Consider the following 25,673-nt stretch of genomic DNA (forward strand, 5'->3'; position numbering starts at 1 on the left):
AAGATCATGAGCACTCTGTACGCGAAGCTGATCGCCGTGATTGAACAGAAGATCACGCCCATGGCGGGGGCGATCGGCCAGCAAAAATACGTCACCTCCATCCGCGACGGTTTTATTACCGCCCTGCCCTTTATGATCGTCGGCTCGTTTTTGCTGGTGTTTATCTTCCCGCCGTTTTCCCCGGATACGACGTGGGGCTTTGCCCGTGCCTGGCTACAATTTTCGCTCGATCATCGCGATGCGCTGATGCTGCCGTTTAACTTCAGCATGGGGGTGATGACGCTGTTTATCGCCGTCGGGATCGCCGCAAGCCTGGCGAAGCATCACAATCTGGATTCGCTGACCGCCGGGATGCTATCGCTGATGTCGTTTCTGCTGGTGGCCGCGCCGCTGAAAGATGGCCAGATCTCTACCGCCTACTTCTCCGGCCAGGGGATCTTCACCGCGATTCTGGTGGCGATTTACTCCACTGAGCTGTACGCCTTCCTCAAACGCCACAACATTACGATCCGTCTGCCGCCTGAAGTTCCGGCAGGCGTGGCGCGCTCGTTTGAGATCCTGATCCCGGTACTGGCAATCGTGCTGACGCTGCACCCGCTGAACCTGTTTATTGAAGCGCAGCTGGGAATGATCATCCCGGAAGCAATTATGTCGCTGGTGAAACCGCTGGTGGCGGCCTCCGATACCCTACCGGCGATCCTGCTGTCGGTGCTGGTGTGCCAGGTGCTGTGGTTTGCCGGCATCCATGGGGCGCTAATCGTGACCGGCATTATGAACCCGTTCTGGATGGCTAACCTGTCGATCAACCAGGCGGCAATGGCTGCGGGTACCGCAATCCCGCATATCTATGTCCAGGGCTTCTGGGATCACTATCTGCTGATCGGCGGCGTCGGTTCCACCCTGCCGCTGGCGCTGATGCTGCTGCGCAGCAAGGCCATACACCTGCGGACGATTGGCCGGATGGGCGTGGTGCCGGGCGTATTTAACATCAACGAACCGATTCTGTTCGGCGCGCCGATCATCATGAACCCGCTGTTCTTCCTGCCGTTCGTGCTGGTGCCGATGGTCAACGCGACCCTGGCGTACTTTGCGCTGAAGCTGGACCTGGTCAGCCGCGTGGTGTCGATGACGCCGTGGACGACTCCGGCCCCTATCGGTGCTTCCTGGGCAGCGAACTGGAGCTTTAGTCCGGTAATCATGTGCCTGATTTGTATGGCGACGGCGATGGTGATGTATCTGCCGTTCCTTAAAGCCTACGAAAAACAGCTGCTTGAGCAGGAGCACGCTAACGCGGTGGCTCAGGCCGAAAGCGCGCCGCAGTCCGCATAATTTATACTTTTCAGAGGGTTGTCATGGAATTAGAAGAACAGGTAATGGGTATCATCATCAACGCCGGACAGTCACGTAGCCTGTGCTACGAAGCGCTGAGCTGCGCTAAAGCGGGGGATTTCACCGCCGCTGACGAGAAGATGAAAGAAGCCGCGCATTTTGCCCGCGAAGCGCATCTGGTGCAGACCCAGCTAATTGAAGCCGATGAAGGCGAAGGGAAAACTAAAATGACCCTGGTGATGGTTCACGCCCAGGATCATCTGATGACCTCGATTCTGGCGAAAGAGCTGATTGGCGAACTGATCGCCATTTACCGTTCGCGACCGCTGCACGCGTAGGGTTCCTCCTCTCCAGGAGAGAGGAGATGACATAGCTCGGGTAAGGCGTTTACGCCGCGACCCGGGAAGACGGTAAATTCGCATGCAACCTGGCTGGCTTCCCGGCTCGCGCTGCGCTTAGCCGGGCTACCTGGACTGCACGCGTAGCTCCCTCCCGGAGAAAACCTGCTGGCAGCGCGGATGACGTAGCTCGGGTAAGGCGTTTACGCCGCGACCCGGGAAGACGGTAAATTCGCATGCAACCTGGCTGGCTTCCCGGCTCGCGCTGCGCTTAGCCGGGCTACCTGGACTGCACGCGTAGCTCCCTCCCGGAGAAAACCGGCTGGTAGCTCGGGTAAGGCGTTTACGCCGCGACACAGGAAAACGGTAAATTCGCATGCAACCTGGCTGGCTTCCCGGCTCGCGCTGCGCTTAGCCGGGCTACCTGGGCTGCGCGCGTAGCTCCCTCCCGGAGAAAACCGGCTGGCCCCGGGAAATCGTCCACCACTATTAAGGATAACCATGCTACATCTGGGTTTAGATATTGGCGGCACCAAAATGGAAGCCGTCCTGCTCAACGCGGCGGGCGAATGCGTTTATCGCCAGCGTCGCCCAACGCATAAAGAGAGCTATCAGGCGTTTATGCAACAGCTGCTCGGGCTGATTGCGACCGTCCGCGACTGGAGCGAACGGCCGTTTACCATCGGCATCGGTCTGCCGGGGGCTATCGACCCGCAAAGCGGCCTGATTAAAAATTGTAATTGTCTGGTGCTTAACGGCCACGATCTGCGTCACGACCTGATGCGGGAACTCGGTCAACCGGTATGGATGGCGAACGATGCCGACTGCTTTACTCTCTCTGAAGCGATGGACGGCGCGGGCGCGGGGGCGACGACCGTATTCGGCGTCATCATCGGCACCGGCTGCGGCGGCGGCATCGCGGTGAACCAACGGCTGCTCAGCGGACCTAACGCCATCGTTGGTGAATGGGGGCACAACCCCCTGCCGGGCTACCGCCCCGAACGCGACGGCCCGGCTCAGCCCTGCTACTGTGGAAAAGAGAACTGCATCGAAAGCTTTATCTCCGGTACCGGTTTTGCACGCCGCTACGGCGCGCAGGCGCAGTCGGAAGCGATTATTAGCGCCGCGCAGAACGGCGATCCGCAGGCGCAGGCCCACTGGCGGCATTTTATCGACGCTTTCGCCCGCAGCCTGGCGTCGGTAATCAATATCCTCGATCCGCAGGTGATTGTGCTGGGCGGCGGGCTCTCCAACGTCGGGCAAATCTATGAGCAGCTGCCGCCGGCTATCGTCCCGTATCTCTTCTCCGACAGCTGCCGAACGCAGATCAAACAGGCGCGCTTCGGTGACGCCAGCGGCGTGCGCGGCGCGGCCTGGCTGCCGGTTCTGAGCGCCGCCGAATAGACACTTTTTTCAGCGGATATGCTAAGCTAGGCGAAAATATTCAGACAGAAAATGCCATGCCAACCATTGATGATGTTTCAAGATTAGCGAATGTCTCCCGGGCGACGGTATCCCGCGTGCTGACCGGCACCAGGGGCGTGCGCGAAGAGAGCCGGGAAGCGGTGCTGCGCGCGGTGGAAGAACTTAACTACCGCCCGAGCTTCGCCGCGCAAAACCTCGCCAGTCAAACATCCAATCACGTGGGGCTGGTGATCCCGACGAACGATGACAGCAGCGGCGCGCGCCTGCTGCCGATGCTCTCCCTGGCGCTGAAAGGGTTGAATAAAAACCTGATTGTTCAGTACGTGACGGATGCGGCGGAACAGGCGGCGGTAGTTGACGATTTACAGCGCCAGTGCGTGGCGGTAGTGGTGCTCGGCGCCGTCCCGGCGGATGCACCGCGCAACGTGATCTCCTTTGACCGTTTCAGCATTGCCGGCGTCAATAATCAGGGCTACGACTACGCTTTTGCCACCGAAAGCGCCTGCCGCTACGTGATCGGTAAAGGCCACCGTAATATTGCCCTGCTTGTTGATAACGACAGCGATGACGCCAGCCGCCAGATGCTTGAAGGCTACCGCAACGTGCTGCAAAACTACTCTATCCCCTTTAACCGGCAGCTGATGCTGGCGGCCAACGATAACGTTGAACAGGCGCTGCTGACGCTGATCAACAGCTTCAGCAAATACTCGGTGATTATTGTTAAACGCGACCGCTACGCCGCCGAAGCGATGCGCCTGCTACGCGAATTCAACATCGCCATACCGCAGGAAGTGTCGCTGTTGAGCCTTGAGGATTCCCCCCTCGCTTCGCTGCTGAACCCACCGCTAACCTGTATCTCCTGGCCGCTGGAACAGCTAATGGAAAACTGTATTCAACGCATCCGCAGCCTGATTGACGAGCGCCCCACCTTCTCTCCCGAAGGGCGCACCCTGGCGGGCCGCCTGATCCCTCGTCAGTCGGTGGCCGATCTCTCCTGATTTTCTCGCCCGGTCTCCCCGATGACCGGGCTTTTCTGTTCTCGCGTCGCAACCCCCTTGCTAATCATTCCCTCAACATACAAATAAGAATTATTTTCATTTATAAATAGCCTGTGCTATATAACATAGCAATGGCTATAAATGATGATTAATTAACCACACCGTTGTGAGGGCTCTTATGCTGCACCTGCCATCCATAAAGTATCTGATGTTTGCCGCCACCCTGGCGCTGTTGGCCGTCGCTCCCGCTCAGGCAAAAGAGAAATTTAAAGTGATTACCACCTTCACGGTGCTCGCGGACATGGCGCAAAACGTCGCGGGCGATGCCGCCGACGTCAGTTCGATAACTAAACCCGGGGCCGAGATCCATGAATACCAGCCGACGCCCGGGGATATCAAACGCGCTCAGGGGGCACAGCTGATCCTCGCCAACGGTCTGAATCTTGAACTGTGGTTCTCCCGCTTTTATCAGCACTTAAAGGGCGTGCCGGAAGTGGTGGTCAGCAACGGCATTCAGCCGATGGGCATCAGCGAGGGGCCTTATAACGGCAAACCCAACCCGCACGCGTGGATGTCGGCGGATAACGCGCTGATCTATGTCGATAATATTCGCGATGCGCTGGTGAAGTACGATCCTGAAAATGCTGACGTCTATCGCCAAAACGCCGAAGCCTACAAAGAGAAGATCCGCCAGACCATGGCACCGCTGAAGGCAGAGCTGGCGAAGCTGCCACAGGACAAGCGCTGGCTGGTGACCAGCGAGGGCGCATTCTCCTATCTGGCCCGCGATAACAACCTGCAGGAGCTCTATCTGTGGCCAATCAACGCCGACCAGCAGGGAACGCCGCAGCAGGTGCGTAAAACTATCGACACCATGAAGAAAGAGCGCATCCCGACCATTTTTAGCGAAAGCACCATTTCCGATAAACCGGCGCGTCAGGTGGCGCGCGAAGCGGGCGCCCACTACGGCGGCGTCCTGTACGTCGACTCCCTCAGCGCCGCCGATGGCCCGGTGCCAACCTGGCTCGACCTGCTGCGCGTCACTACCCAAACCATTGTCCAGGGCATCAACGACGGACTAAGGAAGCAGGAATGAATAACCAGCTGCCGGGCCTCGCGGTCAACAATGTCAGCGTTACTTATCGTAATGGCCACACCGCGCTGCGCGATGCTTCGTTTAGCGTCCCACGCGGCTCTATCGCGGCGCTGGTTGGCGTGAACGGCTCCGGGAAATCAACGTTGTTCAAAGCGCTGATGGGCTTTGTACGCGCCAGCAATGGCAACATCGCGATCCTCGGTCAACCGGTTAATCGCGCTCTGCGGCAGAACCTGGTTGCCTACGTTCCGCAGGCGGAAGAAGTGGACTGGTCGTTCCCGGTGCTGGTGGAGGATGTGGTGATGATGGGCCGCTACGGCCATATGGGCTGGCTACGGCGAGCCAAACAACGCGACCATGAGATTGTTGACGCCGCCCTGGCGCGGGTCGGCATGAGTGAATACCGGCACCGCCAGATCGGCGAGCTCTCCGGCGGGCAGAAAAAGCGTGTGTTTCTGGCCCGCGCTATCGCTCAGCAGGGAAAAATCATTCTGCTGGATGAACCCTTTACCGGCGTCGACGTGCAGACCGAAGCGCGCATCATCGAGCTGCTGCGGGAACTGCGTGATGAAGGCTGCACCATGCTGGTTTCCACCCACAACCTTGGTTCGGTAAGCGAATTCTGCGACTACACGGTGATGGTCAAAGGTACCGTACTGGCCAGCGGCCCGACGGAAAGCACCTTTACCGCCGAAAACCTCGAACTGGCTTTTAGCGGCGTGCTGCGCCACGTGGCGTTGAGCGGCGCGGAGGAGCGGATTATTACCGACGATGAGCGGCCGTTTATCAGCCGCCGGGCGGCGGGAGGCGAAAGATGAGCTGGCTGCTGGAACCGTTTGGTTATCAATATATGCTGAACGCGATGTGGGTTTCGGCGCTGGTGGGCGGAGTGTGCGCCTTTCTCTCCTGCTATCTGATGCTCAAAGGCTGGTCGCTGATTGGCGACGCCCTCTCTCACTCCATTGTCCCCGGCGTAGCGGGCGCTTATATGCTCGGCCTGCCCTTCGCGCTGGGCGCGTTTCTTTCCGGCGGGCTGGCCGCGGGCAGCATGCTGTTTCTAAACCAGCGTTCGAAGCTGAAAGAAGACGCGATTATCGGCCTGATCTTCTCCTCTTTTTTCGGTATTGGCCTGTTTATGGTGTCGCTGAATCCGACCTCGGTGAATATCCAGACCATTATTCTCGGCAATATTCTGGCTATTGCTCCGGAGGATATTGTCCAACTGGCGGCGATTGGTTTTATTTCGATGGCGATTCTGCTGTTGAAGTGGAAAGACCTGATGGTAACTTTTTTCGATGAGAACCACGCCCGCTCGATTGGCCTCAACGCCAGCGGGCTGAAGCTGCTGTTCTTTACCCTGCTGGCGGCCTGTACCGTGGCGGCGCTGCAAACCGTCGGCGCGTTTCTGGTAATTTGCCTGGTAGTGACGCCCGGCGCTACCGCCTGGCTGCTGACCGACCGTTTTCCGCACCTGCTGACGATTGCCGTCGCGATTGGCAGCCTGACCAGCTTTTTCGGCGCGTGGCTAAGCTACTACCTGGACGGGGCGACCGGCGGGATTATCGTCGTGGCGCAGACGCTGCTGTTTTTAACCGCTTTCGTTTTCGCGCCGAAACACGGTCTGCTCGCCATCCGTCGCCGCGTCAGGGAGGCCTCATGCTGAGCGTGCTGTTTGAACCTTTCCAATTCTCGTTTATGGTCAACGCCTTGCTGGTAGCGGCAATCGTCGCGCTTCCCTGCGCGCTGCTGTCGGTTTTTTTGGTGCTCAAAGGCTGGGCGCTGATGGGCGATGCCATGAGCCACGCGGTGTTTCCAGGCGTGGTGGTGGCGTATCTCCTCGGCATCCCCTTCGCCATCGGTGCGTTTATTGCCGGACTGTTCTGCGCCATCGCCACCGGTTATCTCGACGATAACAGCCGCATTAAGCGCGATACCATTATGGGAATCGTGTTTTCCGGGATGTTTGGCGCGGGCCTGGTGCTGTACGTGTCGATTCAGTCGGAGGTCCATCTCGATCATATTCTGTTTGGCGATATGCTGGGGATTTCCGCCATTGATATTGTACAAACGTCGCTGATTGCGCTGGCGATTGTATTGATTATCGGCCTGAAGTGGCGCGATTTTCTGCTGCATGCCTTTGATCCGCAGCAGGCCAGGGCAAGCGGATTACGCTGCGGGCTGCTGCACTATGGGCTGCTGTGCATGATTGCGCTGACCATCGTGGCGACGCTGAAAGCGGTGGGGATTATTCTGTCGATTTCGCTACTGATAGCGCCGGGGGCGATCGCTCTGCTGCTGACGCGGCGGTTTATCAGCGCCCTGCTGCTGGCGATGGCGGTGGCGTTAGGCTGTTCGCTGGGCGGCGTGTGGCTGTCGTTTTATCTCGACAGCGCCCCGGCGCCGACCATTGTGGTGCTGTTTACCGTTCTGTTCGTTATCGCGTTTATCTGGACGTCGGTTCGCGATAGTCAGACCACAGCCCGTTCCGGCGAGGTCCCGGGTCGCGGCTGACGCCTTACCCGGGCCGCACGAATTGTAGCCCGGCTAAGCGCAGCGCGAGCCGGGGAGTTTATTGCGGCTTTTTGGGCCGATACTTTTCCGGTAACTCCGGCACCGGGCGTTTATCATCGATCAGGTGGCGAATCGTCAGGATTGGGTGCCGCCAGAGCATCCGCGGCCCTGCCCAGCGCATAATCTGCTTCATCTCTTCGCGCTTCGCGGGCTGATAGCAGTGCACCGGACACTGCTTGCAGGCGGGTTTTTCTTCACCGAATACGCACTTATCCAGGCGCTTATCAGCATAATCGTTAAGCGTCTGATAGTGTTCGGCGTCGTCGCGAGCATCCGGGCAGCGGCGCTGATAAAGCACAATCATGCTGCTAATGGTCTTTTTTTCCCGCGCAATACGTTTGCCCGCCATCGCCTGCACCTCCCCGATAAAGATGCATTCATAATACACATTCATGGAGGGCAATGCAGCCCATTACTCCCTGAGGATTATGCCGGTATGTCTACGTGCGCCAGCGGATTTTCCGGGAAGTAAACCCTACTAATATATTATCGGCAGCCGCTGATGCAGCGGTGGAGAACAGAGCGGGCGAACATCCCGATACGGCCGTTCCGCAGGTATGTCTGGCGCTGTGAGAGGCGCCAGACCCTGCTTACCGTTCGCTTTATTTAAAAAATCGCCCGATACAGCGCTTTGATCTCTTCCAGATTGGTATCGCGCGGGTTGCCGCCGGTACATACATCGGCCAGAGCCGCCTGCGCCAGCCCGTCAATATCTTCTTCTTTCATTCCCACGTCACGCAGGCGCGCCGGAATATTGACGTCGCGGTTGAGCTGCGCCACCGCCTCTATCGCCGCCTTACGCGCCTCGGCAATCGGCATCGTTGCCGCCTGCTTGTTGCCAAGAGCTAGCGCGATATCGCGATATTTTTCCCCGGTATATTCGGCGTTATACGCCATGATATGCGGCAACAGCACCGCGTTCGCCACCCCGTGCGGCGTGCCGTAGAAAGCGCCCAGCGGGTGAGCCATGCCGTGAACCAGCCCCAGCCCCACGTTTGAGAAGCCCATCCCGGCGATATATTGCCCAAGCGCCATGCCTTCCGCGCCCTGCGCATCGCCCTGCACCGAGGCGCGCAGCGAGCGGCCGATTACCTCGATAGCTTTCAGATGCAGCATATCGGTTAACTCCCATGCGCCTTTAGTGATATAGCCTTCAATCGCGTGGGTCAGCGCATCAACGCCGGTCGCCGCTTTCAGGCTGGCAGGCATGCTGGCCATCATTTCGGCGTCAACGATCGCCACTAGCGGAATATCGTGCGGGTCATAGCAAACAAACTTACGTCGATTCTGGACATCGGTAATCACATAGTTGATGGTGACCTCCGCTGCTGTACCGGCGGTGGTTGGGATCGCAATTATCGGCACGGCGGCGTTTTTGGTCTCAGCCCCACCTTCAAGGCTGCGAACGTCGGCAAATTCAGGGTTATTAATAATAATCCCTACTGCCTTACAGGTATCCTGCGGTGAGCCACCGCCGATGGCGATCAGGTAGTCGGCGCCCGACTGCTTAAACGCCTCAACGCCCTGCTGCACAACTTCAATAGTGGGATTGGGGATGACCTCATCAAAGATACTGTATGGCAGCCCGGCGCTCTCAAGAATAGCGAATACTTTTGTGGCAACGTTAAAACGAATAAGATCCTTATCTGTGACCACCAGCGCTTTTTTAAAGCCGCGTTTTTTAACTTCGTCGACAATACAGCTAATCGAGCCGGGGCCAAAATACGAAGTTTCGTTTAAAATCATTCTATAAGCCATGCGTGCTCCCTCAATCAGAGTGTTTGATAACTTTAATATTTAGCCCTACAGTAACGTGCCTGCTGTGGCCGTTTTATTATTCAATATCAAATAACACCCTGATTGCCTTGTTCGATGGCCCAATTGATTAATATCTTCAGCCTCAGCGCTGAATTTTGTCCAGTATACTGGACACCAGCGGTCATCTAATTTTATTTTTCCATCCGTAATGGTGTGCAATATATGCCGTTGGATCTTGTTATCTTATCGCTATATTATTGAAGTAGATCACATTATTTACCCTTCTACGTAAATATCACTCTATTTCATGAAAAATTCGCACTAGCGAACAACAATGGTTAACGGATTCAATAGCCTTTGCGCTGACCGGGCTGAAGTCTCTCTCTGGCGAATTACGTTGAAAAAGGGCGACTCCAGTCATCGGCCAGCAATTTAGCCAGCCCAAGGCTGGCCATCGGCGACGATAACCACGTTCTTAGATAATTATGCGCATGTTTCCCCCTCCCGCAGCGCTAAACGCCTTCTCGAGAAGAATGAACGAAATTGCCACGCTATAAAATAACACTCCAGAAACAAAAAAACATCATTTCATCTACAAAGGGTAGCCTCTCCCCCATCAACCATTGAGCAAAATTGCCATCTAAGAATAATCTGTCACGCTTGATAAATGTTTATCGCCATATGAATAGCGAAATGACTTAGATCTAAGAAGCCTAAGATATCAACCTTAAGAATATTCTCTATTATTTGCGAGATAGAACTCCTCAAAATACATAAAAATAAACAAAAAAAATCTAAGATTTCTATATTTATTGCAAACCCTGAAGCCTCTTGTTAGTATGACGCTTAGTCAATATTTTTATTATAAAAATACCATTTATGATGTTTGTTAATTTTAATTCTGATCACCTGACCATACTTCTCAAGGGGTAGTAGCAAGTGTCTGACTTTATATATTGACATTTCGCATCTGTCCGCTAACTCACGAGTAAGTAACCCCTCAGGCTCATGTTCTTTCAATACATAAAGAATATACTCTTGCTCTGGTACATTGACCCCGGAGAATTTATTAATGCCCATAGTGGTCATCAATGACCTTAAACTCTCAACGGCGGTAACAGAATTTTGATTTGAATGTGGGGTACAGGATGAAAATGAAATCTTCATGAGTCAGCTCCTTCTGTCATTCAGTGCGTGTCAGTATGGGTTACCCCCACGAAAACGGCAACATTAGCTTCAAATTTCAAGTTAAACAGTACATTTATCTGAAATTCACTTTTTTTTATGATAAAAACCCTGATATAAAGAGTGAATTTTTAATTCCGTGTGGAGATAAAAATGCGGTTCGATATAGAGGGATTTATTACATTTGATACCGAGGAGGCTTCCCTGGTCAATCTTCTGACCGGCGATTGTATAGAACTCTCAGCCACTTCCACTCGCCTCCTTACCAGTCTGTTGCAATACCGTGGGGATATTATTTCGCGAGTTGATATTTTTCAGACGGTGTTTGAAAAATATGGTGCCAGGCCATCCAATAGCAACCTGAACCAATACATCTCAACGCTCCGCCGCAGTCTTGCCGATCTTGGTATTGAGAAAAATGTAATTATCACGGTACCGCGAATTGGCTTTAAGATTTCTGATGAAGTCATTATCACCAGCGACAATGATTACTACTCCTCTTTCACTCTCCCGACGCTGACTCCAGAACTCCCCACGCGTAGTTTACTGTGGCAACACCGCAAGGAGGGCATGTTATTTATCCTCGCCGTACTGATAGTGATGCTTTTTTCACTATTCTTTATCCATAAAAAACAATCATCTGCCATAGTTTTTACGCAAGATAAATGTACTATTTACGGCTCAGAAGCCCTGCACGCGACAGAAATACTCAGAATAAAAAAACTGCTCCCCTCTGGGCTTGATTGTTCTAAGCCAAAGAAAATCTACCTTTTCAATCGACAAATAGATCAGGAACAAGGCTTGGGCATCTATATGGACATCTTCATACTCAAATGCGACAGAAAGTACCAGCAGTGCCACAGCTACTACTATAAGGAAATAAAAAATGCGTAAATACGCTCTAATATTTTCAGCCTGTTCCCTGGCGCTGACGTTAATATTAACGCTTTACATTCGTTTCAACCGCCATGACAACTTCGCCTGCGAATCACAGTACGATATTACCGAAAATATAGATGACAACATTCTACGCTCACAAGGCCTGCTCTCCGCAGAATTTTCCGATAACCGCCTCTTAATCAATCTTGAAGGATTACTCACCAACAATGCAGACAAATATATTGTTTCACGTACCATTGCTTTCACCTTAAAAACCAACACCGTCCCCAGCCATCTTTTTTATATAGCTGAAGTGCAAACCATTCGCCACCATTCTGATAATACGCCGGAAAATATTGCACAAAAAAACCTCTTTGCCAGCCAAACTAATGATAAAATCATCTATATAAATCAGATCAATGATGATACTATTTTATTCGGTAATCAAACGTTCCCACAATATGGTTGCCAGCGTCAGCAGCAAATCATTGATTGAGATTTATCTCATTAATTTTAATTATGACGATATCATGACCATACATTTACTTCCGACCTTAGCCAGTATCGCCAATATCATTGATATGATTAACCCACGGCTGAATCTGCACCATGTCAGAACGGCGTATATTGCATCACGGCTGGCTAATTTAGTCGATTTTACCGCAGCCCAACGGCGTAAAACGATACTGGCGGCGCTCATTCATGATGTCGGTGGATTAAATGAAAAATCACGTCTTGAACCACTTAATTACATCGATAACGAGCATAATAATCACGCGATCATCGGCAGCGAATTACTTAGCCGCATTCCGCTGTTTCGTCCGCTAAACAGAATTGTTCGCTATCATCACACCCACTGGCGCAACGGTCTGGGGCATTACATCGATGATGAGCTGGTTCCCGAAGAGAGTCATCTGCTGTTCTTTGCCGACCGTCTGGATGTGCTTTATTGCCAGCACCGCAGCGGCCATATCGCTTTTTTAAGCAAAAAGCTTGTTGAAATTGTCTCCGCCGGGGCAAACATTCTCTATAAGAAAGAGTTTATTGAGGCTTTCAGAACGCTCTCCGCAGATGAACATTTCTGGTCCGTCCTGACTTCTACCGACTATCGCGATTACATCAAAGAGATCCCCAGGGTGAATAACGACACTATCTCTTTACACAATCTGCGCGATATTGCCGAACTTCTCTCTTTTATTATCGATCAGTTCAGCCAGCAGACGCCGTGGCAATCCGCTGCCGTCGGACATATTGCCGGTTTTCTGGCGACAAAAATGGAAATGAGTGCGACGCAAACGCTGAAAGTTGAGATTGGCGGGTTACTGCATAATATTTCCTGTCTGGATCACAGACCGTCGCCAAAGCAAACCGCATCGGCTGAGCAAGCACCTTACTCCTGGCATCCTATTGAAGGAATTGATGATATTTCTGAGTGGATAGCGACGCAAAATCGCCCAGTATCGTCCAAATTAACCCATTTCCCTCTTGAACCGGAAGCGATGCTGATTGCCGTTAGCCGACTGGTGGTTTATGCGTTAAGCGGGCCAAGAGCGGAAGAAAAATCGCTGGCGCAGTTAATTAAAAACAATCCGGGAGATGGAATTCCCCCATTTATGCTGCCCCTGCTCGCTCAATATGCCTCACAGATAATTCAGATATATCGCGCAACCGCGGGAGAAATAAAAGAGCTAGTGAATCGCATTGAGCAACTCACTAACTCCATTTAAAGACTGACCCGACCTGACTCAGGCGCTCAACCCGCCGTCCAGAACCAGCGTTTGCCCGGTCATATATTGACTCCCCTCACCGATTAAAAACGCCACGGCCTCAAGCACATCATCCGTTTCGCCCAATCTGCGCAGAGGTATTGCCTGACGCATCTCTTTGAGTTTGTCCGCCGGTATTTCTGCCAGCATCTCCGTACGAATCAGGCCCGGCGCAAGACAGTTTACCCGAATGCCGAATCGCCCCACCTCCAGCGCCAGCGAACGCGCAATACCGCTCATCGCCGCTTTGCTTGCGGCATAAGCCGTTTGTCCTACGTTGCCCTTTAACGCGCTGACCGATGACATCATCACGATAGAGCCTCGCCGCTGCGTCAGCATCGCTGGCAGCAGAACCCGATTCCAGTTCATCATGGAGATAACGTTGGTTTCCAGCACCTCACGCCATAGCGCGGCATTCTGATGAATATGCAAGCCGTCGCGCGCCATCCCGGCATTGTGAATTATCGCCTCCGGCGGCCCCCACGTGGTCAGCAGCTCCTGCGCCAGATGCTCAACCCGCAGCTCATCATTACCGTCGCAGGCGTATCCCTGTACCCGGTTGGATGAAGGCTCGCACTCCGCCAGGGTGGCGTCGATCGCCGCCTCGTTACGTCCGGTAAATACCACGTTCCAGCTTTGCGCCAGACCGGTCACCAGCGCCCGACCGATGCCGCGGCTGCCTCCGGTAATCAGTATCCATTTTTGCGCCATATTAGCTGCCTGACTCTTTACTGATGTACTGACACAGTTCGCCAAGAGTTATCCCTGGATTGTGAATAAACCAGTCCGCTTCCAGGGTAATGTTGAATTCGCGCTTTGCCAGCACCATCAATTCGACGTAGTCGAGACTATCTAACTTCAGCCGTACGAGAGGCGTATTTTCATCGACTTCATCGGGCTCCAGATCTTTGGCATCACAAATCATTTCACACACTTTTTGCAGAACATCATCATACGGAATCATAAATTATCCTTAATTATCAAATAGTCGTTGGGCCAACTTTTAGCGTTACCACGCTCGTGATTATCTGGTCATCCAGCTGCGCCGCCGCCGCGACGCGTACTAAAGCCCCCTGCGCTATTTCGCCAACCACCAGCGCAGGCAGTAGCCAGAGCGACAGGGTATCCGGCCAAATCGGCGCACATTCCCCCATCATACGAGCGTCAAACACGACTTCCTGATGGGTTTGTACAACCGGATAACGGGTAAAAATCTGCTGCAAAGAGGTCTCACCGTGACCGAGCAGAGCCGCGATATTCTCCTGTCGCAGCAGCGCCCCATCGCTGATGAGCTGGCGAAATAACAGCGCGTCGAGAAACTGCCACTGCGCCAGGTCGGGCCAGGCGCTGTTGAAATGGGATTGCAGCGCAAGCAGCGTCTTTGGTGCAAGTTCGCTGGGCTGTTTTCCCGTCAGCGATTCCGGCCCGGCGGCGAGGCTCATCTGGCATGACAAACAGACTTCATCATCCTGCGGGCTGCTGACCGACGCGGCGGATAAGACGCGATTTTTCGCGGCTCCCGGAGTTAGCAGCCAGTCGCTATCGCACCAGAGCGGCCTGCGCAGGCGAACCACGCATTTCAGGTAACGTTCAGAGCTGGATTGCGGATACGCCAGCCGCGACTGGACATCACGCTTCACGTCAAGCAGAGCGCGCATTCCGTGAACGCTCAGCCGGCTCCCGCCCATCTCGCGCGCAGCCGAGAGGTCAAAGTGAATGGGGTTGTCATCGCCGGAAAACGCCGCCCACTGCTGCGCATCGGCAAGGGTGTAGAAAAGCCGCGTCACGCATGTTTCTCCAGCACCAGCGCGGCGTTCGCGCCGCCGAAACCAAAGCTCAGATTGAGAGCCCGGCGGATCTCCCCACGACGATGACCTTCAGCGATATAGTCAAGATCGCACTGCGGGTCCGGCTCGGTCAGATGCGCCGTTGCGGGCATGATCCCCGCCGCCATCGCCTGCAGGCAGACAATCGTTTCAAAACTTCCCGCCGCGGCGATCAAATGCCCCGAGTAGGCTTTGGTGCTGGATACCGGTATTCGATACGCCTCGTCACCCAGCGCCTTTTTCAGCGACAGCGTTTCGTTAATATCGTTGAGCGGCGTAGAGGTGCCGTGAGCGTTGATATAGTCGAGGTCGGCAGGCTGGAGGTTTGCGCCGCGCAGCGCCCAGCGTATGGTTTGCTCGCGGGCCACGCAGTCTTCCGCCGGGGAGGTAAAATCCACCGCGTCGGAGAAATTGGCATAGCCGGTAACTTCCGCCAGGATCGTCGCTCCGCGCGCCAGGGCGCTCTCGCGCTCTTCCAGGCACAGCACCGCTCCGCCCTCTGAAAGCACGAATCCGCTGCGCTGCAGGCTAAACGGACAGCTGGCCCGCTCCGGCGATTCCGTTTCCCGGCTCAGCGCGCCAAGCACATCGATATTCCAGATGGCGCAAATGCTGTTCAACGACTCCCCGGCTCCGGCAAGCATCATGCTGGCGCGGCCAAAGCGAATCGCATCATAGGCCTCGCCGATAGCGATAGTGCCGGTGGCGCAGGCGGCGACCGGCGTATTCTGATAACCGCGCAAATTCCACAGCTGGCTACAGGCCGCGGTGGTCACGTTCGGCATGGAAAAGAAGCAGCTGAAAGGCGATGAAACGCCCGTTTTCTCAAACTCCGGTACCGCCAGGTAGCTTTCATCAAGCCCTGCCCAGCCGGAGCCGATAATTGCGCCGCACATTAGCGGGTCGTAAAAGCCGGTGGGCGCTTCGCCAGCAAAGGCCATCGCTACCGCTTCCCGCGCGGCGGCCAGCGCCAGGCGCGCATGGCGGGGCAGACGCCGGCGAATGGCGGCGGGAACGCCCTTCAGGCTGGGCTCGTTCTCTATCTGACCGATGAAATGAGTGTGAATACCGTTAGCGGAGAGATCCACATAGCGGTAACCGTATCGATAATCCATGATCGCCTGCCAGCTTTCGGCTGCGCTATCGCCAAGGGGAGTCACCGCGCCATAGCCGGTTATCACCACGCGATAAGGGGAATTACTGTGACTCATTCTGGGATGTCCTCTGTTGCGGGTTATTGCCTCCCTGCGCCAGCCAAAGCTGCAAAGTGGCATAAAGATAGTCGTACTGGTTCTGCACGAGGCTGTTCTGCACATCAAGCAGCGCATCCTGCGCGTTCAGCAGGGTCTGATAGTCCACCGCGCCTGCACGATAGCGGCTTTCGGTGAGCGTCAGGCGCTGCTGGCCTAGCCGCAGCGATTGCAGCAGACGCTCGCGCTGCTCCTCGGCGTTAAGCCGCTTCTCTATCGCGTTGTCTACTTCCGACAGCGCGGTATAGGCCGTCCGACGGAAGTTCACCGCCTCCTGCTGTACCGTCACGCTGGCCTGCTCCACGGTAAGCTGTACCGTATTCCACTGGATAAAAGGGGCGGCGACGCTGCCGCCGACGGTGCGCAGGGGGTCGTTAAACCACTGGTTAAAAATTTGGCTTCCGGCGCTGAGCGTCCCCTGCAGCGAAAGCGTGGGATAGAAACTTAGCCGTGCGGCATCGGACCCCGCCAGCGCCGCGCGCAAGCGCGATTCTGCCGCCTGCAGGTCCGGCCTGGCGGCAAGGGCCGACAGCGGCGTGGCGCTGGCGATGGCAACCCGCTGACGAACGTCAAGGCCGTGCGCTTCATCGGTATGCTGGGCCGGAGGGCGATTAAGCAGCAGCGCCAGCGCGTTGCGCGAAATCGCCCGCTGCTGCTTCAGGCTTAACAGCTGATTCTGACGGCTGATAACCGTCTGTCGCGCCTGCAGTACATCAAGCTGTCCCACTTTTCCCGCCCGCTGCCAGGACTCAATTTGCGCCAGCGTCTGCCCGGCGATATCGAGACTCGTTGCCTGGTAAGCCATTTGCTGATTCAACAGCGCAATGCTCCAGTAGAGCTGCGCGGTGGTATCAATCGTTGACAGAATGGTCGCCCGGTAGTCCTGTTCGCTGGCAATCGCTTCCCACTCGCTTTGTTCTCGTATCCGCGCCAGCTTGCCCCACAGATCCAGCTCATAGCTCAGGGACAATGAGGCGCTGTAGCTCTCCTGCGAACCTCCGCTATTCAGCGGTTTTGAGTTACTGCCGGAGCCGTTGAGGCTCGCATCAGGGCTGATATTGGTCTGGGTTAATCCGGCGGAAATACGCGCCTGCTTGAGAGTGAGAGCGGCGGTGGCCAGATCGTTATTGCTTTCCAGTACCTGGCCAATTACCCGTGAGAGTCGCTCGTCGCCGAAACGCTCCCACCAGCGGCCCCCAGCGTCCTGCGCCAGGGCTGCGCCCTGTCCTTCCGTCCGCTGCCAGTTTTCCGGCACCGACAGCAATGGGCGCTGATAATCGCTGCGGGTCAAACTGCCGCAGCCCGTCAGCACGAAAATTAACGGTAATAAAGTCAACGGTCTCATTCGCGGGCCAGCGCCTCCGTCGGGTTCAGACGCGCCGCCCGGCGCGCCGGAAAATAGCCAAACGTCAGGCCAATCAGGGCGGAAAAGCCGCAGGCCATCGCCACCGGCAGCCAGGTGAAGACCATAGAAAACTCCTGCGTTAGCAGCGCAAACAGGTTACCGGCGGCCCAGGAGCCTAAAACCCCCGTCAGCCCGCCGAGCGCGCAGATCATCACCGCCTCAATTAAAAACTGATGCATGATGTCGGAAGGGCGCGCGCCGACCGAGAGCCGGATACCGATCTCATGCGTGCGTTCGGTCACGGAAACCAGCATGATATTCATCACCCCAACGCCGCCGACCAGCAGCGAAATCGCGGCAATCGCGGTGATCAGCAACGACATGGAGTCAGAGGTTTTTTGCAGCGCTTTAGCAAGCTGCTCATCGGTCTGCACAAAGAAATCTTTTTTACCGTGCTCACGGATGAGATGTCTTTCCACACGCTGCGAAGCCTCCCGTGGCGATAGCGTCTCCTGAAAACGCAGCGTCAGCGCTTCCAGCGGCTTATCGCCGGAAATCCGTTGCAGAAGCGAGGTATAGGGGATCCACGCCGACATAAATCCGCTGACCACCTTCGGCCCCGGCTTGCTGGCGATGCCAATCACCCGCCACGGCGCGCCGGCGATTTGCACAATTTTGCCCAGCGGGTCTTCATTGCCGGGAAACAGCGTCTCTTTGCTGGTTTCATCCAGCACCAGCACCGGTTCCCGGTCATCGACGTCCCGGCGGGTAAAACCGTTGCCATCGATAAAGCGGATCCCCTGCAAGGAGAAAAAGTCGGCGGAAACTCCGGAGAGGATAATCGACGAATCAAAGCCCTGACGCACCGCGGTGGTCATGCTGGAGACAATCGGCGAGACGCCCTGAACCCAGGGCTGTTTGCTAAGGCTGGCAATATCATCCAGCGACAGCGCCCGTTCCATATCCGGACGCTTGCTGCCCCAGCTGATGCCGGGGCGGATTTCGAGCGTGGTGTTACCCAGCTTGCCAATCTCGTTCATGATCGTCTGCCGGGCGCCTTCCCCCACCGCCATTGAAGAAACCACGGACGAGATCCCGATGATGATCCCCAGCATCGATAAAAAAGCGCGCATCCGATGGCCCAGCAGTGAACGCCAGGCCATACGCACCGACTCCCCCACGCTGCGCAGCAGCGAGGCGCGGCCATTATCCTGCACCGCCGGTAGCCGTTGGACGTCACGATTATCCCGCGCGCTACAGGCGTTGTCGGCGACAACCTGCCCATCGCTGATCTCGACTATCCGCTGCGCCTGCTGCGCCACCGCGCGGTCATGGGTGACGATTATCACCGTATGACCATCGGCGTTAAGCTGATGCAGCACCTCCATCAATGCCCGACCGCTGACGCTATCCAGCGCTCCCGTCGGTTCATCGGCAAGAATAATCTGCGCGCCGTTAATCAATGCCCGACAGACGCTGACCCGCTGCTGCTGGCCGCCGGAAAGCTGGGCCGGCTTATGCTGTAAGCGGCCATCGATGCCCAGCTTTTCGGCCAGCAGCGCAATGCGCGCCTGGCGCTCTGCGGCAGGCATCGCGGTATACAGCGCCGGGATGGCAATATTCTCTTCCGCCGTTAAATAGGGCATCAGGTGGTAACGCTGAAAAATAAATCCCAGCCAGCGGCTGCGCAGCTCCGCCAGCGCCGCGCTATCGGCCCGGTGGATGGCGATATCGTTAATATAAACCTCACCGCTGCTGGGCTTATCCAGACAACCGATAATGTTCATCAACGTCGATTTACCCGAACCGGAAGCGCCCATTATCGCCATCATTTCGCCGGGCATAATGGCCAGAGACACGGATTTCAGCACCGGAATAGTCTGCGTACCGGCAATAAAATGCCGAGTGACGTTGTTCAGCACGATTAACGGCTCAGCCATCAGACTGCCCCCGCGTCCTGCGGGATCACTACCCGCTCGCCGGGCTGCAATCCTTCGAGAACCTGCGCATACTGGCGGTCGTTAATCCCGATGCGGACGGTTCGCTCCTCGCTGCCGTTCTCCTTTTGCACCAGTACCAGATAACGCTCATCGCCGAGCGAACGCCCCAGCGCGGCGACCGGTACGCGCAGCGTATCTTTCGCCTGCGCGATGCGGATAAACACCTGGGCGGTCATCGAGGTTTTCAGCAATCGTTGCCGGTTATCGACTTCAAAGGTGCCGTTATAGTAGATGGCGCTGCTTTGCTGATTCCCGGCGGAAGCGCCAGCGTTTTGTTCTTCCAGCGCCTCCTGCGGCGCGGGCTGGACGTATCCCAGCTCCCCTTCATAACGCGTCTGCGGATCGGCGATAACGTAGAACCACAGCGGCTGTCCTGGATGAATTTTCTGAATATCGGCTTCGGAAATGCGCGTCTGTACCTGCATTTTATCGAGATCGGCCAGCACCAGAATGGTCGGCGCAATTTGCGAGGAGACGATGGTTTGCCCTTCTCGGGTGACGATGCCCAGCACTTCGCCATCCATCGGCGCGACAATGCGGGTATAGCCGAGGTTAGCGTTGGCGGTCTGCACGCTCATTTCCGCCTGCACAATCTGCGCCTCGTTGACCGCAATCTGCTGAACCTGCGCGGCATACTGCGCCTGCGCCTGCTCCAGATCGCTGCTCACCCCGGAACCGTCGCGGTACATCGCCTGTTCGCGCGCCAGCGCCTTGCGGTACTGTTCCAGCGTGGCCTCAGAGGCCAGCTTCTGCGCTCTGGCGCTGGCCAGCTGTGCGGTGGCGTTGCGTAAGTCGGAAAGCTGCAGCGTCGGGTCGATTTCGGCTAACAGTTGCCCTTTTTTTACCCGCTCGCCCTGACGCACGTACAGCTTGCGTAGCTGACCGCTGACCTGAGCGCCGACGCTCACCTGAACGGCGGGTTTGATAATCCCGCTCGCCAGCACCACCTTTTCGATATCTCCACGGTCGAGCGCAACGGTATAGAGCGACTCGGCCTGCGCCGGACGCGATTGCTGGTAGAAAACGGCAGCGGTAATGGCCGCCGCCGCGACCAGCGCAAAAAGTAGCGTTTTAGGGCGGCGGAAGAATGCTCGCATCATTGGCCCGGCGCTCCCTGCGCAATATCGTGCAGCTCGCCTTCATTGAGGCGATAGACTCGCCTGAAGTGATGCAGAATCGGCTCGCTATGGGTCACCACAATCAGCGTCTTACCATGTTCACGGCAGTGCTGGCACAGCGCGGCGATCACCGTTTCCGCCGTTTCATCATCAAGATTGGCGGTCGGTTCGTCGAACAGCAAAATGGGTCGGGCGCTGTAGAGCGCTCTCGCCAGCATCAGCCGCTGGCGCTGGCCTAAAGAGAGCGCAGAGTGGCTTTCGCGGATCAGCGCCTCCATGCCTCCCGGCAGCGCCTGCACCACCGGCCCCAGCGCCATTTTATTGACCAGAGACTCCACTCGCCCACGGTCGCTGTCGCTATACCAGGGATCAAACAGGGTGATATTTTGCAGTACCGAGGCGTTGAACAGGATGTCCTCCTGGCTCTGCAGCCACACCTGCGATGCCAGCTGCTGCGCGCTGGCCTCATCGTTGTTGAGCAGAATGCGCCCATGCCGGGCGGTAAAAAGCCCGGCCATCAGCCGCAGCAGGGTACTTTTGCCCGCGCCGGAGTCACCTACAATCGCTATCTGTTCGCCTGGCTCCAGGGTGAGATCAACGGCATTTAGCACCGGGCTTTGCGGGCTGTAATGAAAGCTCACCTGTTCGAAGGTCAGCCGCGGAACGGCCTCTCCTGCAATCGGGGAAAACAGCGGCGAAGCCAGCTCATGCCGGGTAAACAGGCCCTGCGCTCGGGTGTCAATTACGTGCAGCTGCGATTTACGGATCACGGCATAAAATATCCGCGTCACGTAGGAGGTGAAAATCTGCCGTAAAAAGCTGTAGGCAAAAAAGTCGCCGAGCGAGATAAGCTTTGCGTGCACCAGCGGCAGCACCACCAGCATAAAGACCACCATCTCAAGGCTGCCGGTCAGCTGGTACAGCCCCTCTTTTACCTGCTGGTAGATTTTTTGGCGCTGGAGGCAGGTGAAAAGATCGTGAGATAAGCGGGCAAACTGCGCTTTACGCTGGGTTTCCAGTCCGGCGGTTTTGATGGTTAATACCCCCTGCAGGGTTTCCATAAAAAAGTCATTCAGCGTCGCGCTTTTTAGCTGGAGCTGCTGGGTATACCAGCGATCGCGGAATATCGCCCAGATGCTAATCAGCCCCATTACGACAATTCCCACGGCGGAAATCAGCGCCAGCACCGGGGAGATCCAGAACATAATGCCGATGGCGATAACGCAGATAATCCAGTCCGAGCGGAGTCCGTTATCCAGCTCAATTTTTTGCAGCATGCCGCTCTGCCAGGCGATAAAGCGGCTGAAAACGTCTCCCGGCGCGCGTTTTTCAAAGAAGCGCAGCGGGTTATTCAGCAATCGGGAAAAACCAACGTCGCTCTTAAGCAGGACAAAGCGGCGGATAAACCGCTCGCTGATGACCCTGACGCCCAGCGCTAACAGCGTGGAGACGACGAATGCGAGAATGAACCACAAATAGGGAAACGGCGTATTCTGCACATCAGAAAAAGCCTGATTGATTGCCCGACTGACCATCGTCGGCATCAAAAACAGCGTGAGCGATACCAGGAAGGTCAACAGCATCAGTTTATAAATGCCCGGTACCGCCGCGGTTTCCTTCAGGCTCATCGCCTTCGGCATCTCCTGCTGCGCGCCGGCAATAACCGGATCCTGATTAGCGATAACGCCGGGGGTATCTTCAAGGATCAGCGCATAGCCGCTAATCTCTTTTTTTAACGCCGAAAACGGCAGCCACTGCTGACCAATAGCCGGATTCATCACGCAAACGTAATCGCCTTTGCGCCAGGCCAGCAGCACATAGTGGCTGGCGCCGTAGTGCAGAATGGACGGGAACGGCAGCGCATGGAGCTCTTCGTGATCGAACAGCACCGGCGCCGTGGCAATGCCAATCTGTTGCAGAATAAGAGATAAGTCGCTTAACGAAGTCCCGTGATCGGACGCCGGGAAAATTTCCCGCAATGCCGGTAGAGAACACTGAATATTCTGAGTTTGCGCCAGCATCGCAATACAGGAAAGACCACACTCATTGGTCTCTTCCTGGAAAACCATATCAGGGATAATCTTTTTCATTATTATACGTCAGTGATTAATAAAGTAGAGCGAATGGCTGTGCCATAAAAGCCAATCCTGCGGATAATCCCGCAGGGTATTTTCGATAATCGTCGGCAGATGTGCCGTGACCTCTTTCGGCGACAGCGGGGAATAGATTTTTATTTTGATCCCTTGCTGATAATAAAGGTGATAAAAAACTACCTTCGCCGACACAATGCGGGAAAAACGCTGTACGCCGCTATGTAATTTCGCCGGACGGTCAAATAGCCGACAGCTTATTTTCCCGGACTGCGCCTCATGGGTCTGTACGGTATAGTCGGCGGGAATATCGGGAAAAATAATCATATTTTCCCGCCCTTCGGAGACGTTGCTCATTAGCGCCATCAGCTCGCTGGCCAGTGAGGTATTATCCTGATGGATTGAACAATAAGAGAGCGCGACGCCGCCCATTTTGCGGCTAGCGACGGTATAGCTTTCCGCGCTGGAAGAGACCACCACGCTGGCTTTACCCGGCGTTACCCTGGCTCCGACCATCGCGGCAAGGATATCCGACACGCAGTGCAGCGGTGCGATAACAACCGGCGTTTTCTGCGCCGCCAGCGGAGCGACTACGGCATCCAGCTCTCGCGTACACGCCTGCATCTGGGACAGCGTGGCCGGATGCTGTCCCCAGGTCGCGCCCATCTCCAGCAGCTGGCGGCGCATGGCTATCCATGCGGCGTCAATACGCCCATCGGCCCCCGTCAGGCAGCGGTAGTTTTGCGTCGCCACGGCGGTGCGTCCGCGATATTGTCGCCCCAACAGCCGCAGCCAGCACAACGCCCGAGCCGCCGCCAACAGCAGCGGCATAGGGGTAAAACGCATAATTCCACGCACTACCTTTTGACCGTAGCCAGTAAACGGGTGACTGCGCCAGATCAGCTGCGATGACCATTTTCTCAGGCTGAATACGCTCCAGACAATCAGAAAGCGCGTCACGCTTACTCCTTGTCCTGAGTTAACAGCTGACGCATATAGTCAGCAAATTCAGGAAACTGACGATCTTTCGCCACCACGTATTTTTTATTCACAATAAATAACGGCGTGGCGTTTATGTCATAGAGTTCGGTAATCTTCGCCATATATTCAAGGCGTTCAGTAACGGCTTTACTTTGGCGTACCTGATGGTATTTTTCGACATCAATATTATTCTTTTTCAGCCAGCCGTTGAGCGCTTCATCGTCGGCTAAATTGATACCGCGGGTCATTACCGCGTTAAAAGCCTGGTCGCGCATCTGGCGCTCAAGCCCCATCACTTCAAGGGTGGCGAAAACCGGAGCATAAACCGCCAGGCCGTTTCTTTCAGCGGTAATATGGATAACTTCAAAGGTACTATCCGCAGGCAGTGTGCCGGCGAATTTCTCGATATCTTCCTCGTTCAACGCGCAGTAGTGACAGCCATAGGAGAGAACTTCAATAATGCTGTTCTTATGTTGTATTGGACTACTGGCAACAATTTCGCTATCAATTTCCCGTAACGCCGAAGGTTTACTGCTGTCCAGTGAAAATGTATTAAACACAAAGATGTGGTAACACAGCACGGTAATCAGTGACGATATTAATGCCACCAGAAACGTGTAGCCAATAATGGTAATAGGTTTGATCTTCATGTTGATAACTGACTCTTAAAAAACGGCGTCAAATATATGGAGGGTTTCCCCTCCATATACCACATCAGAAATTACTGACGGATGCTATTCGGCACTACACACATACCGTCGGCAGCATTTTTCATAGTAACGGTTGAGTTACCGTGCTTATCAGTACAGGTAGTCACTTCTTTACAAGAAGAAACGCCACCAACAACCACTGTCTCGTAAGAGCTGGTGCAGGTTTCCTTGCAAGTTCCGCCAATAATAGCTGATGCTTCAATCATACTTAATTTTTGCATTTGTTAGATCCTTAACTATTTATATTGATATATGTTTTTCTTGCACTTACCTACTGGCTAAGTAACCTGCCAGTAATTCTTTCGATGTCATATTTATCCGCTGTTATACGCAGGGGGTGGCCACGATGCACTTGAAAATATTAAACAGCTCAACGTTATTTTTAGCGTTTAGCTTTTTCATCAGGCCTCGTTTACAGCGGCTCAGGCGACGAACATCAATTTTTTGTTCAGAGGAAATTTGCGATAATGACTTTCCTTTGAAAATTTCTTCCATTAACCACCAGTCATCACTGGAGATACTATTATTAAAATCCCTGGCGAGCCATTTCTGCCGGGTATAATTAATCAAAGAGCGACTGAAAAATATTTTTTTCGCTGGCATAGAATCAGCACCTTCGATGAACTTAAAAAAGTTATCCAGGGACTCATTCTTCAAAAGCCAGCTTGCTTCCGGGAGAAGTGAATGCAGCGCAAAGAATAAAGAAATATTATTCTCGCCTAACAAAATCACTAGCTGCTGATTTTCCCTGCAGTAATACTCTTTAATGGTGTACAGCGCATTAAACCGCTCATCCGGCAAACTATCGACATCGCAGAGGATCCAGCGTAGTTCATCTTTCTGCCTGGGCAGACGAAGCGTGCCGATCAGCTGTGAGAACTGATCGAGCCGCGAGAAAACATAATCGTCTTCATGCTTAGCCAGATCGGTAACCACGGAACGCACGCCTTCCGAAAAAAAGATGTTTTTATCGTAGAGAAAGAAATGACGGCTCATTTTTCATCATCC

At 54.9% G+C, this 25,673-nt stretch carries 26 protein-coding genes; 11 read left to right on the top strand and 15 right to left on the bottom strand.

Features of this window, described 5'->3' with window-relative positions:
- The first annotated feature begins 6 nt into the window (after positions 1–6).
- The 8 genes from GJ746_RS19675 (at position 7) to sitD (ending at position 7,697) form a co-directional block, all read left to right on the top strand.
- Positions 7–1,329, top strand: a complete 1,323-nt coding sequence (locus tag GJ746_RS19675) for a PTS sugar transporter subunit IIC (RefSeq protein ID WP_154681698.1) — start codon at positions 7–9, stop codon at positions 1,327–1,329.
- Positions 1,330–1,352: 23 nt separating this feature from the next.
- On the top strand, positions 1,353–1,667 hold the full coding sequence (locus GJ746_RS19680; protein ID WP_154681699.1) for a PTS lactose/cellobiose transporter subunit IIA: 315 nt from the start codon (positions 1,353–1,355) through the stop codon (positions 1,665–1,667).
- Positions 1,668–2,168: 501 nt separating this feature from the next.
- On the top strand, positions 2,169–3,071 hold the full coding sequence (locus tag GJ746_RS19685; protein ID WP_154681700.1) for an ROK family protein: 903 nt from the start codon (positions 2,169–2,171) through the stop codon (positions 3,069–3,071).
- A gap of 56 nt (positions 3,072–3,127) precedes the next feature.
- Complete coding sequence (locus GJ746_RS19690) at positions 3,128–4,090, top strand: LacI family DNA-binding transcriptional regulator (protein WP_154681701.1); 963 nt, start codon at positions 3,128–3,130, stop codon at positions 4,088–4,090.
- 178 nt (positions 4,091–4,268) lie between these two features.
- Positions 4,269–5,186, top strand: a complete 918-nt coding sequence (locus GJ746_RS19695; protein ID WP_154681702.1) for a metal ABC transporter substrate-binding protein — start codon at positions 4,269–4,271, stop codon at positions 5,184–5,186.
- Entirely contained in the window at positions 5,183–6,004 is an 822-nt protein-coding gene (locus tag GJ746_RS19700) for a manganese/iron ABC transporter ATP-binding protein (protein WP_154681703.1), read from the top strand. The genes GJ746_RS19695 and GJ746_RS19700 overlap by 4 nt, the downstream gene beginning before the upstream one ends.
- Positions 6,001–6,849, top strand: coding sequence for an iron/manganese ABC transporter permease subunit SitC (sitC, locus tag GJ746_RS19705; RefSeq protein WP_154681704.1), 849 nt, complete (start codon positions 6,001–6,003; stop codon positions 6,847–6,849). Before GJ746_RS19700 ends, sitC begins: the two co-directional genes overlap by 4 nt.
- Positions 6,843–7,697 carry an iron/manganese ABC transporter permease subunit SitD gene (gene sitD, locus GJ746_RS19710; protein WP_154681705.1) on the top strand — a complete coding sequence of 285 codons (855 nt, stop codon included), beginning with the start codon at positions 6,843–6,845 and terminating at the stop codon, positions 7,695–7,697. The genes sitC and sitD overlap by 7 nt, the downstream gene beginning before the upstream one ends.
- Before the next feature lie 58 nt (positions 7,698–7,755).
- Here the strand turns inward: sitD and GJ746_RS19715 are convergent, their stop codons facing one another.
- From GJ746_RS19715 to GJ746_RS19725, 3 genes are all read right to left on the bottom strand, one after another.
- Positions 7,756–8,106, bottom strand: a complete 351-nt coding sequence (locus GJ746_RS19715) for a nitrous oxide-stimulated promoter family protein (protein WP_154681706.1) — start codon at positions 8,104–8,106, stop codon at positions 7,756–7,758.
- Positions 8,107–8,363: 257 nt separating this feature from the next.
- Positions 8,364–9,515, bottom strand: a complete 1,152-nt coding sequence (gene fucO, locus GJ746_RS19720) for a lactaldehyde reductase (RefSeq protein ID WP_154681707.1) — start codon at positions 9,513–9,515, stop codon at positions 8,364–8,366.
- An 846-nt stretch (positions 9,516–10,361) separates the two neighbouring features.
- Positions 10,362–10,682, bottom strand: a complete 321-nt coding sequence (locus GJ746_RS19725) for a FaeA/PapI family transcriptional regulator (RefSeq protein ID WP_154681708.1) — start codon at positions 10,680–10,682, stop codon at positions 10,362–10,364.
- A 171-nt stretch (positions 10,683–10,853) separates the two neighbouring features.
- On the opposite strand from GJ746_RS19725, the gene GJ746_RS19730 reads away from it, so the two are divergent.
- The 3 genes from GJ746_RS19730 to GJ746_RS19740 are packed head-to-tail and all read left to right on the top strand — an operon-like array spanning position 10,854 to position 13,306.
- Positions 10,854–11,594 carry a winged helix-turn-helix domain-containing protein gene (locus GJ746_RS19730; protein ID WP_154681709.1) on the top strand — a complete coding sequence of 247 codons (741 nt, stop codon included), beginning with the start codon at positions 10,854–10,856 and terminating at the stop codon, positions 11,592–11,594.
- On the top strand, positions 11,587–12,075 hold the full coding sequence (locus tag GJ746_RS19735; protein WP_154681710.1) for a hypothetical protein: 489 nt from the start codon (positions 11,587–11,589) through the stop codon (positions 12,073–12,075). Before GJ746_RS19730 ends, GJ746_RS19735 begins: the two co-directional genes overlap by 8 nt.
- A 34-nt stretch (positions 12,076–12,109) precedes the next feature.
- Positions 12,110–13,306 (top strand): HD domain-containing protein, encoded by a 1,197-nt coding sequence (locus tag GJ746_RS19740; protein ID WP_227852700.1) that lies wholly within the window; start codon positions 12,110–12,112, stop codon positions 13,304–13,306.
- An 18-nt stretch (positions 13,307–13,324) separates the two neighbouring features.
- Here the strand turns inward: GJ746_RS19740 and GJ746_RS19745 are convergent, their stop codons facing one another.
- The 12 genes from GJ746_RS19745 to GJ746_RS19800 form a co-directional block, all read right to left on the bottom strand.
- Positions 13,325–14,056: an SDR family NAD(P)-dependent oxidoreductase gene (locus GJ746_RS19745; protein ID WP_154681711.1), complete on the bottom strand. Its 732-nt coding sequence runs from the start codon at positions 14,054–14,056 to the stop codon at positions 13,325–13,327.
- A gap of 1 nt (position 14,057) precedes the next feature.
- Positions 14,058–14,309, bottom strand: coding sequence for an acyl carrier protein (locus tag GJ746_RS19750; RefSeq protein WP_154681712.1), 252 nt, complete (start codon positions 14,307–14,309; stop codon positions 14,058–14,060).
- A 16-nt stretch (positions 14,310–14,325) separates the two neighbouring features.
- Positions 14,326–15,132, bottom strand: coding sequence for a MaoC family dehydratase (locus GJ746_RS19755; RefSeq protein WP_154681713.1), 807 nt, complete (start codon positions 15,130–15,132; stop codon positions 14,326–14,328).
- Positions 15,129–16,382 (bottom strand): beta-ketoacyl-[acyl-carrier-protein] synthase family protein, encoded by a 1,254-nt coding sequence (locus GJ746_RS19760; RefSeq protein WP_154681714.1) that lies wholly within the window; start codon positions 16,380–16,382, stop codon positions 15,129–15,131. Before GJ746_RS19760 ends, GJ746_RS19755 begins: the two co-directional genes overlap by 4 nt.
- Entirely contained in the window at positions 16,369–17,766 is a 1,398-nt protein-coding gene (locus GJ746_RS19765; protein WP_154681715.1) for a TolC family protein, read from the bottom strand. The genes GJ746_RS19760 and GJ746_RS19765 overlap by 14 nt, the downstream gene beginning before the upstream one ends.
- On the bottom strand, positions 17,763–19,706 hold the full coding sequence (locus GJ746_RS19770; RefSeq protein ID WP_154681716.1) for an ABC transporter permease: 1,944 nt from the start codon (positions 19,704–19,706) through the stop codon (positions 17,763–17,765). Before GJ746_RS19770 ends, GJ746_RS19765 begins: the two co-directional genes overlap by 4 nt.
- Entirely contained in the window at positions 19,706–20,866 is a 1,161-nt protein-coding gene (locus GJ746_RS19775; protein WP_154681717.1) for an efflux RND transporter periplasmic adaptor subunit, read from the bottom strand. Before GJ746_RS19775 ends, GJ746_RS19770 begins: the two co-directional genes overlap by 1 nt.
- Entirely contained in the window at positions 20,863–22,974 is a 2,112-nt protein-coding gene (locus tag GJ746_RS19780; protein ID WP_154681718.1) for a peptidase domain-containing ABC transporter, read from the bottom strand. The genes GJ746_RS19775 and GJ746_RS19780 overlap by 4 nt, the downstream gene beginning before the upstream one ends.
- A 9-nt stretch (positions 22,975–22,983) precedes the next feature.
- Complete coding sequence (locus tag GJ746_RS19785; RefSeq protein ID WP_154681719.1) at positions 22,984–23,934, bottom strand: ABC transporter; 951 nt, start codon at positions 23,932–23,934, stop codon at positions 22,984–22,986.
- Positions 23,935–23,936: 2 nt separating this feature from the next.
- Positions 23,937–24,605, bottom strand: coding sequence for a DsbA family protein (locus GJ746_RS19790; RefSeq protein ID WP_154681720.1), 669 nt, complete (start codon positions 24,603–24,605; stop codon positions 23,937–23,939).
- A gap of 71 nt (positions 24,606–24,676) precedes the next feature.
- The gene (locus tag GJ746_RS19795) at positions 24,677–24,886 is read right to left on the bottom strand and encodes a DUF4762 family protein (protein WP_154681721.1); all 210 of its coding nucleotides are present in this window, start codon (positions 24,884–24,886) and stop codon (positions 24,677–24,679) included.
- 103 nt (positions 24,887–24,989) lie between these two features.
- Positions 24,990–25,661 carry a DNA-binding response regulator gene (locus GJ746_RS19800; protein WP_154681722.1) on the bottom strand — a complete coding sequence of 224 codons (672 nt, stop codon included), beginning with the start codon at positions 25,659–25,661 and terminating at the stop codon, positions 24,990–24,992.
- Positions 25,662–25,673: the final 12 nt, after the last annotated feature.

This window comes from Klebsiella oxytoca (assembly GCF_009707385.1).
Lineage (GTDB): Bacteria > Pseudomonadota > Gammaproteobacteria > Enterobacterales > Enterobacteriaceae > Klebsiella > Klebsiella oxytoca_C.

Excerpts from the sequence above, each read along its gene's own strand:
- GJ746_RS19760 (WP_154681714.1), bottom strand. The coding sequence starts at position 16,382 with ATGAGTCACAGTAATTCCCCTTATCGCGTGGTGATAACCGGCTATGGC.
- GJ746_RS19725 (WP_154681708.1), bottom strand. The coding sequence starts at position 10,682 with ATGAAGATTTCATTTTCATCCTGTACCCCACATTCAAATCAAAATTCT.
- GJ746_RS19735 (WP_154681710.1), top strand. The coding sequence starts at position 11,587 with ATGCGTAAATACGCTCTAATATTTTCAGCCTGTTCCCTGGCGCTGACG.
- GJ746_RS19740 (WP_227852700.1), top strand. The coding sequence starts at position 12,110 with ATGACCATACATTTACTTCCGACCTTAGCCAGTATCGCCAATATCATT.
- GJ746_RS19750 (WP_154681712.1), bottom strand. The coding sequence starts at position 14,309 with ATGATTCCGTATGATGATGTTCTGCAAAAAGTGTGTGAAATGATTTGT.
- GJ746_RS19800 (WP_154681722.1), bottom strand. The coding sequence starts at position 25,661 with ATGAGCCGTCATTTCTTTCTCTACGATAAAAACATCTTTTTTTCGGAA.
- GJ746_RS19690 (WP_154681701.1), top strand. The coding sequence starts at position 3,128 with ATGCCAACCATTGATGATGTTTCAAGATTAGCGAATGTCTCCCGGGCG.
- GJ746_RS19695 (WP_154681702.1), top strand. The coding sequence starts at position 4,269 with ATGCTGCACCTGCCATCCATAAAGTATCTGATGTTTGCCGCCACCCTG.
- GJ746_RS19775 (WP_154681717.1), bottom strand. The coding sequence starts at position 20,866 with ATGATGCGAGCATTCTTCCGCCGCCCTAAAACGCTACTTTTTGCGCTG.
- GJ746_RS19715 (WP_154681706.1), bottom strand. The coding sequence starts at position 8,106 with ATGGCGGGCAAACGTATTGCGCGGGAAAAAAAGACCATTAGCAGCATG.
- GJ746_RS19675 (WP_154681698.1), top strand. The coding sequence starts at position 7 with ATGAGCACTCTGTACGCGAAGCTGATCGCCGTGATTGAACAGAAGATC.
- GJ746_RS19765 (WP_154681715.1), bottom strand. The coding sequence starts at position 17,766 with ATGAGACCGTTGACTTTATTACCGTTAATTTTCGTGCTGACGGGCTGC.
- GJ746_RS19730 (WP_154681709.1), top strand. The coding sequence starts at position 10,854 with ATGCGGTTCGATATAGAGGGATTTATTACATTTGATACCGAGGAGGCT.
- GJ746_RS19745 (WP_154681711.1), bottom strand. The coding sequence starts at position 14,056 with ATGGCGCAAAAATGGATACTGATTACCGGAGGCAGCCGCGGCATCGGT.
- GJ746_RS19790 (WP_154681720.1), bottom strand. The coding sequence starts at position 24,605 with ATGAAGATCAAACCTATTACCATTATTGGCTACACGTTTCTGGTGGCA.
- fucO (WP_154681707.1), bottom strand. The coding sequence starts at position 9,515 with ATGGCTTATAGAATGATTTTAAACGAAACTTCGTATTTTGGCCCCGGC.
- GJ746_RS19770 (WP_154681716.1), bottom strand. The coding sequence starts at position 19,706 with ATGGCTGAGCCGTTAATCGTGCTGAACAACGTCACTCGGCATTTTATT.
- sitC (WP_154681704.1), top strand. The coding sequence starts at position 6,001 with ATGAGCTGGCTGCTGGAACCGTTTGGTTATCAATATATGCTGAACGCG.
- GJ746_RS19780 (WP_154681718.1), bottom strand. The coding sequence starts at position 22,974 with ATGAAAAAGATTATCCCTGATATGGTTTTCCAGGAAGAGACCAATGAG.
- GJ746_RS19685 (WP_154681700.1), top strand. The coding sequence starts at position 2,169 with ATGCTACATCTGGGTTTAGATATTGGCGGCACCAAAATGGAAGCCGTC.
- GJ746_RS19700 (WP_154681703.1), top strand. The coding sequence starts at position 5,183 with ATGAATAACCAGCTGCCGGGCCTCGCGGTCAACAATGTCAGCGTTACT.
- GJ746_RS19795 (WP_154681721.1), bottom strand. The coding sequence starts at position 24,886 with ATGCAAAAATTAAGTATGATTGAAGCATCAGCTATTATTGGCGGAACT.
- sitD (WP_154681705.1), top strand. The coding sequence starts at position 6,843 with ATGCTGAGCGTGCTGTTTGAACCTTTCCAATTCTCGTTTATGGTCAAC.
- GJ746_RS19680 (WP_154681699.1), top strand. The coding sequence starts at position 1,353 with ATGGAATTAGAAGAACAGGTAATGGGTATCATCATCAACGCCGGACAG.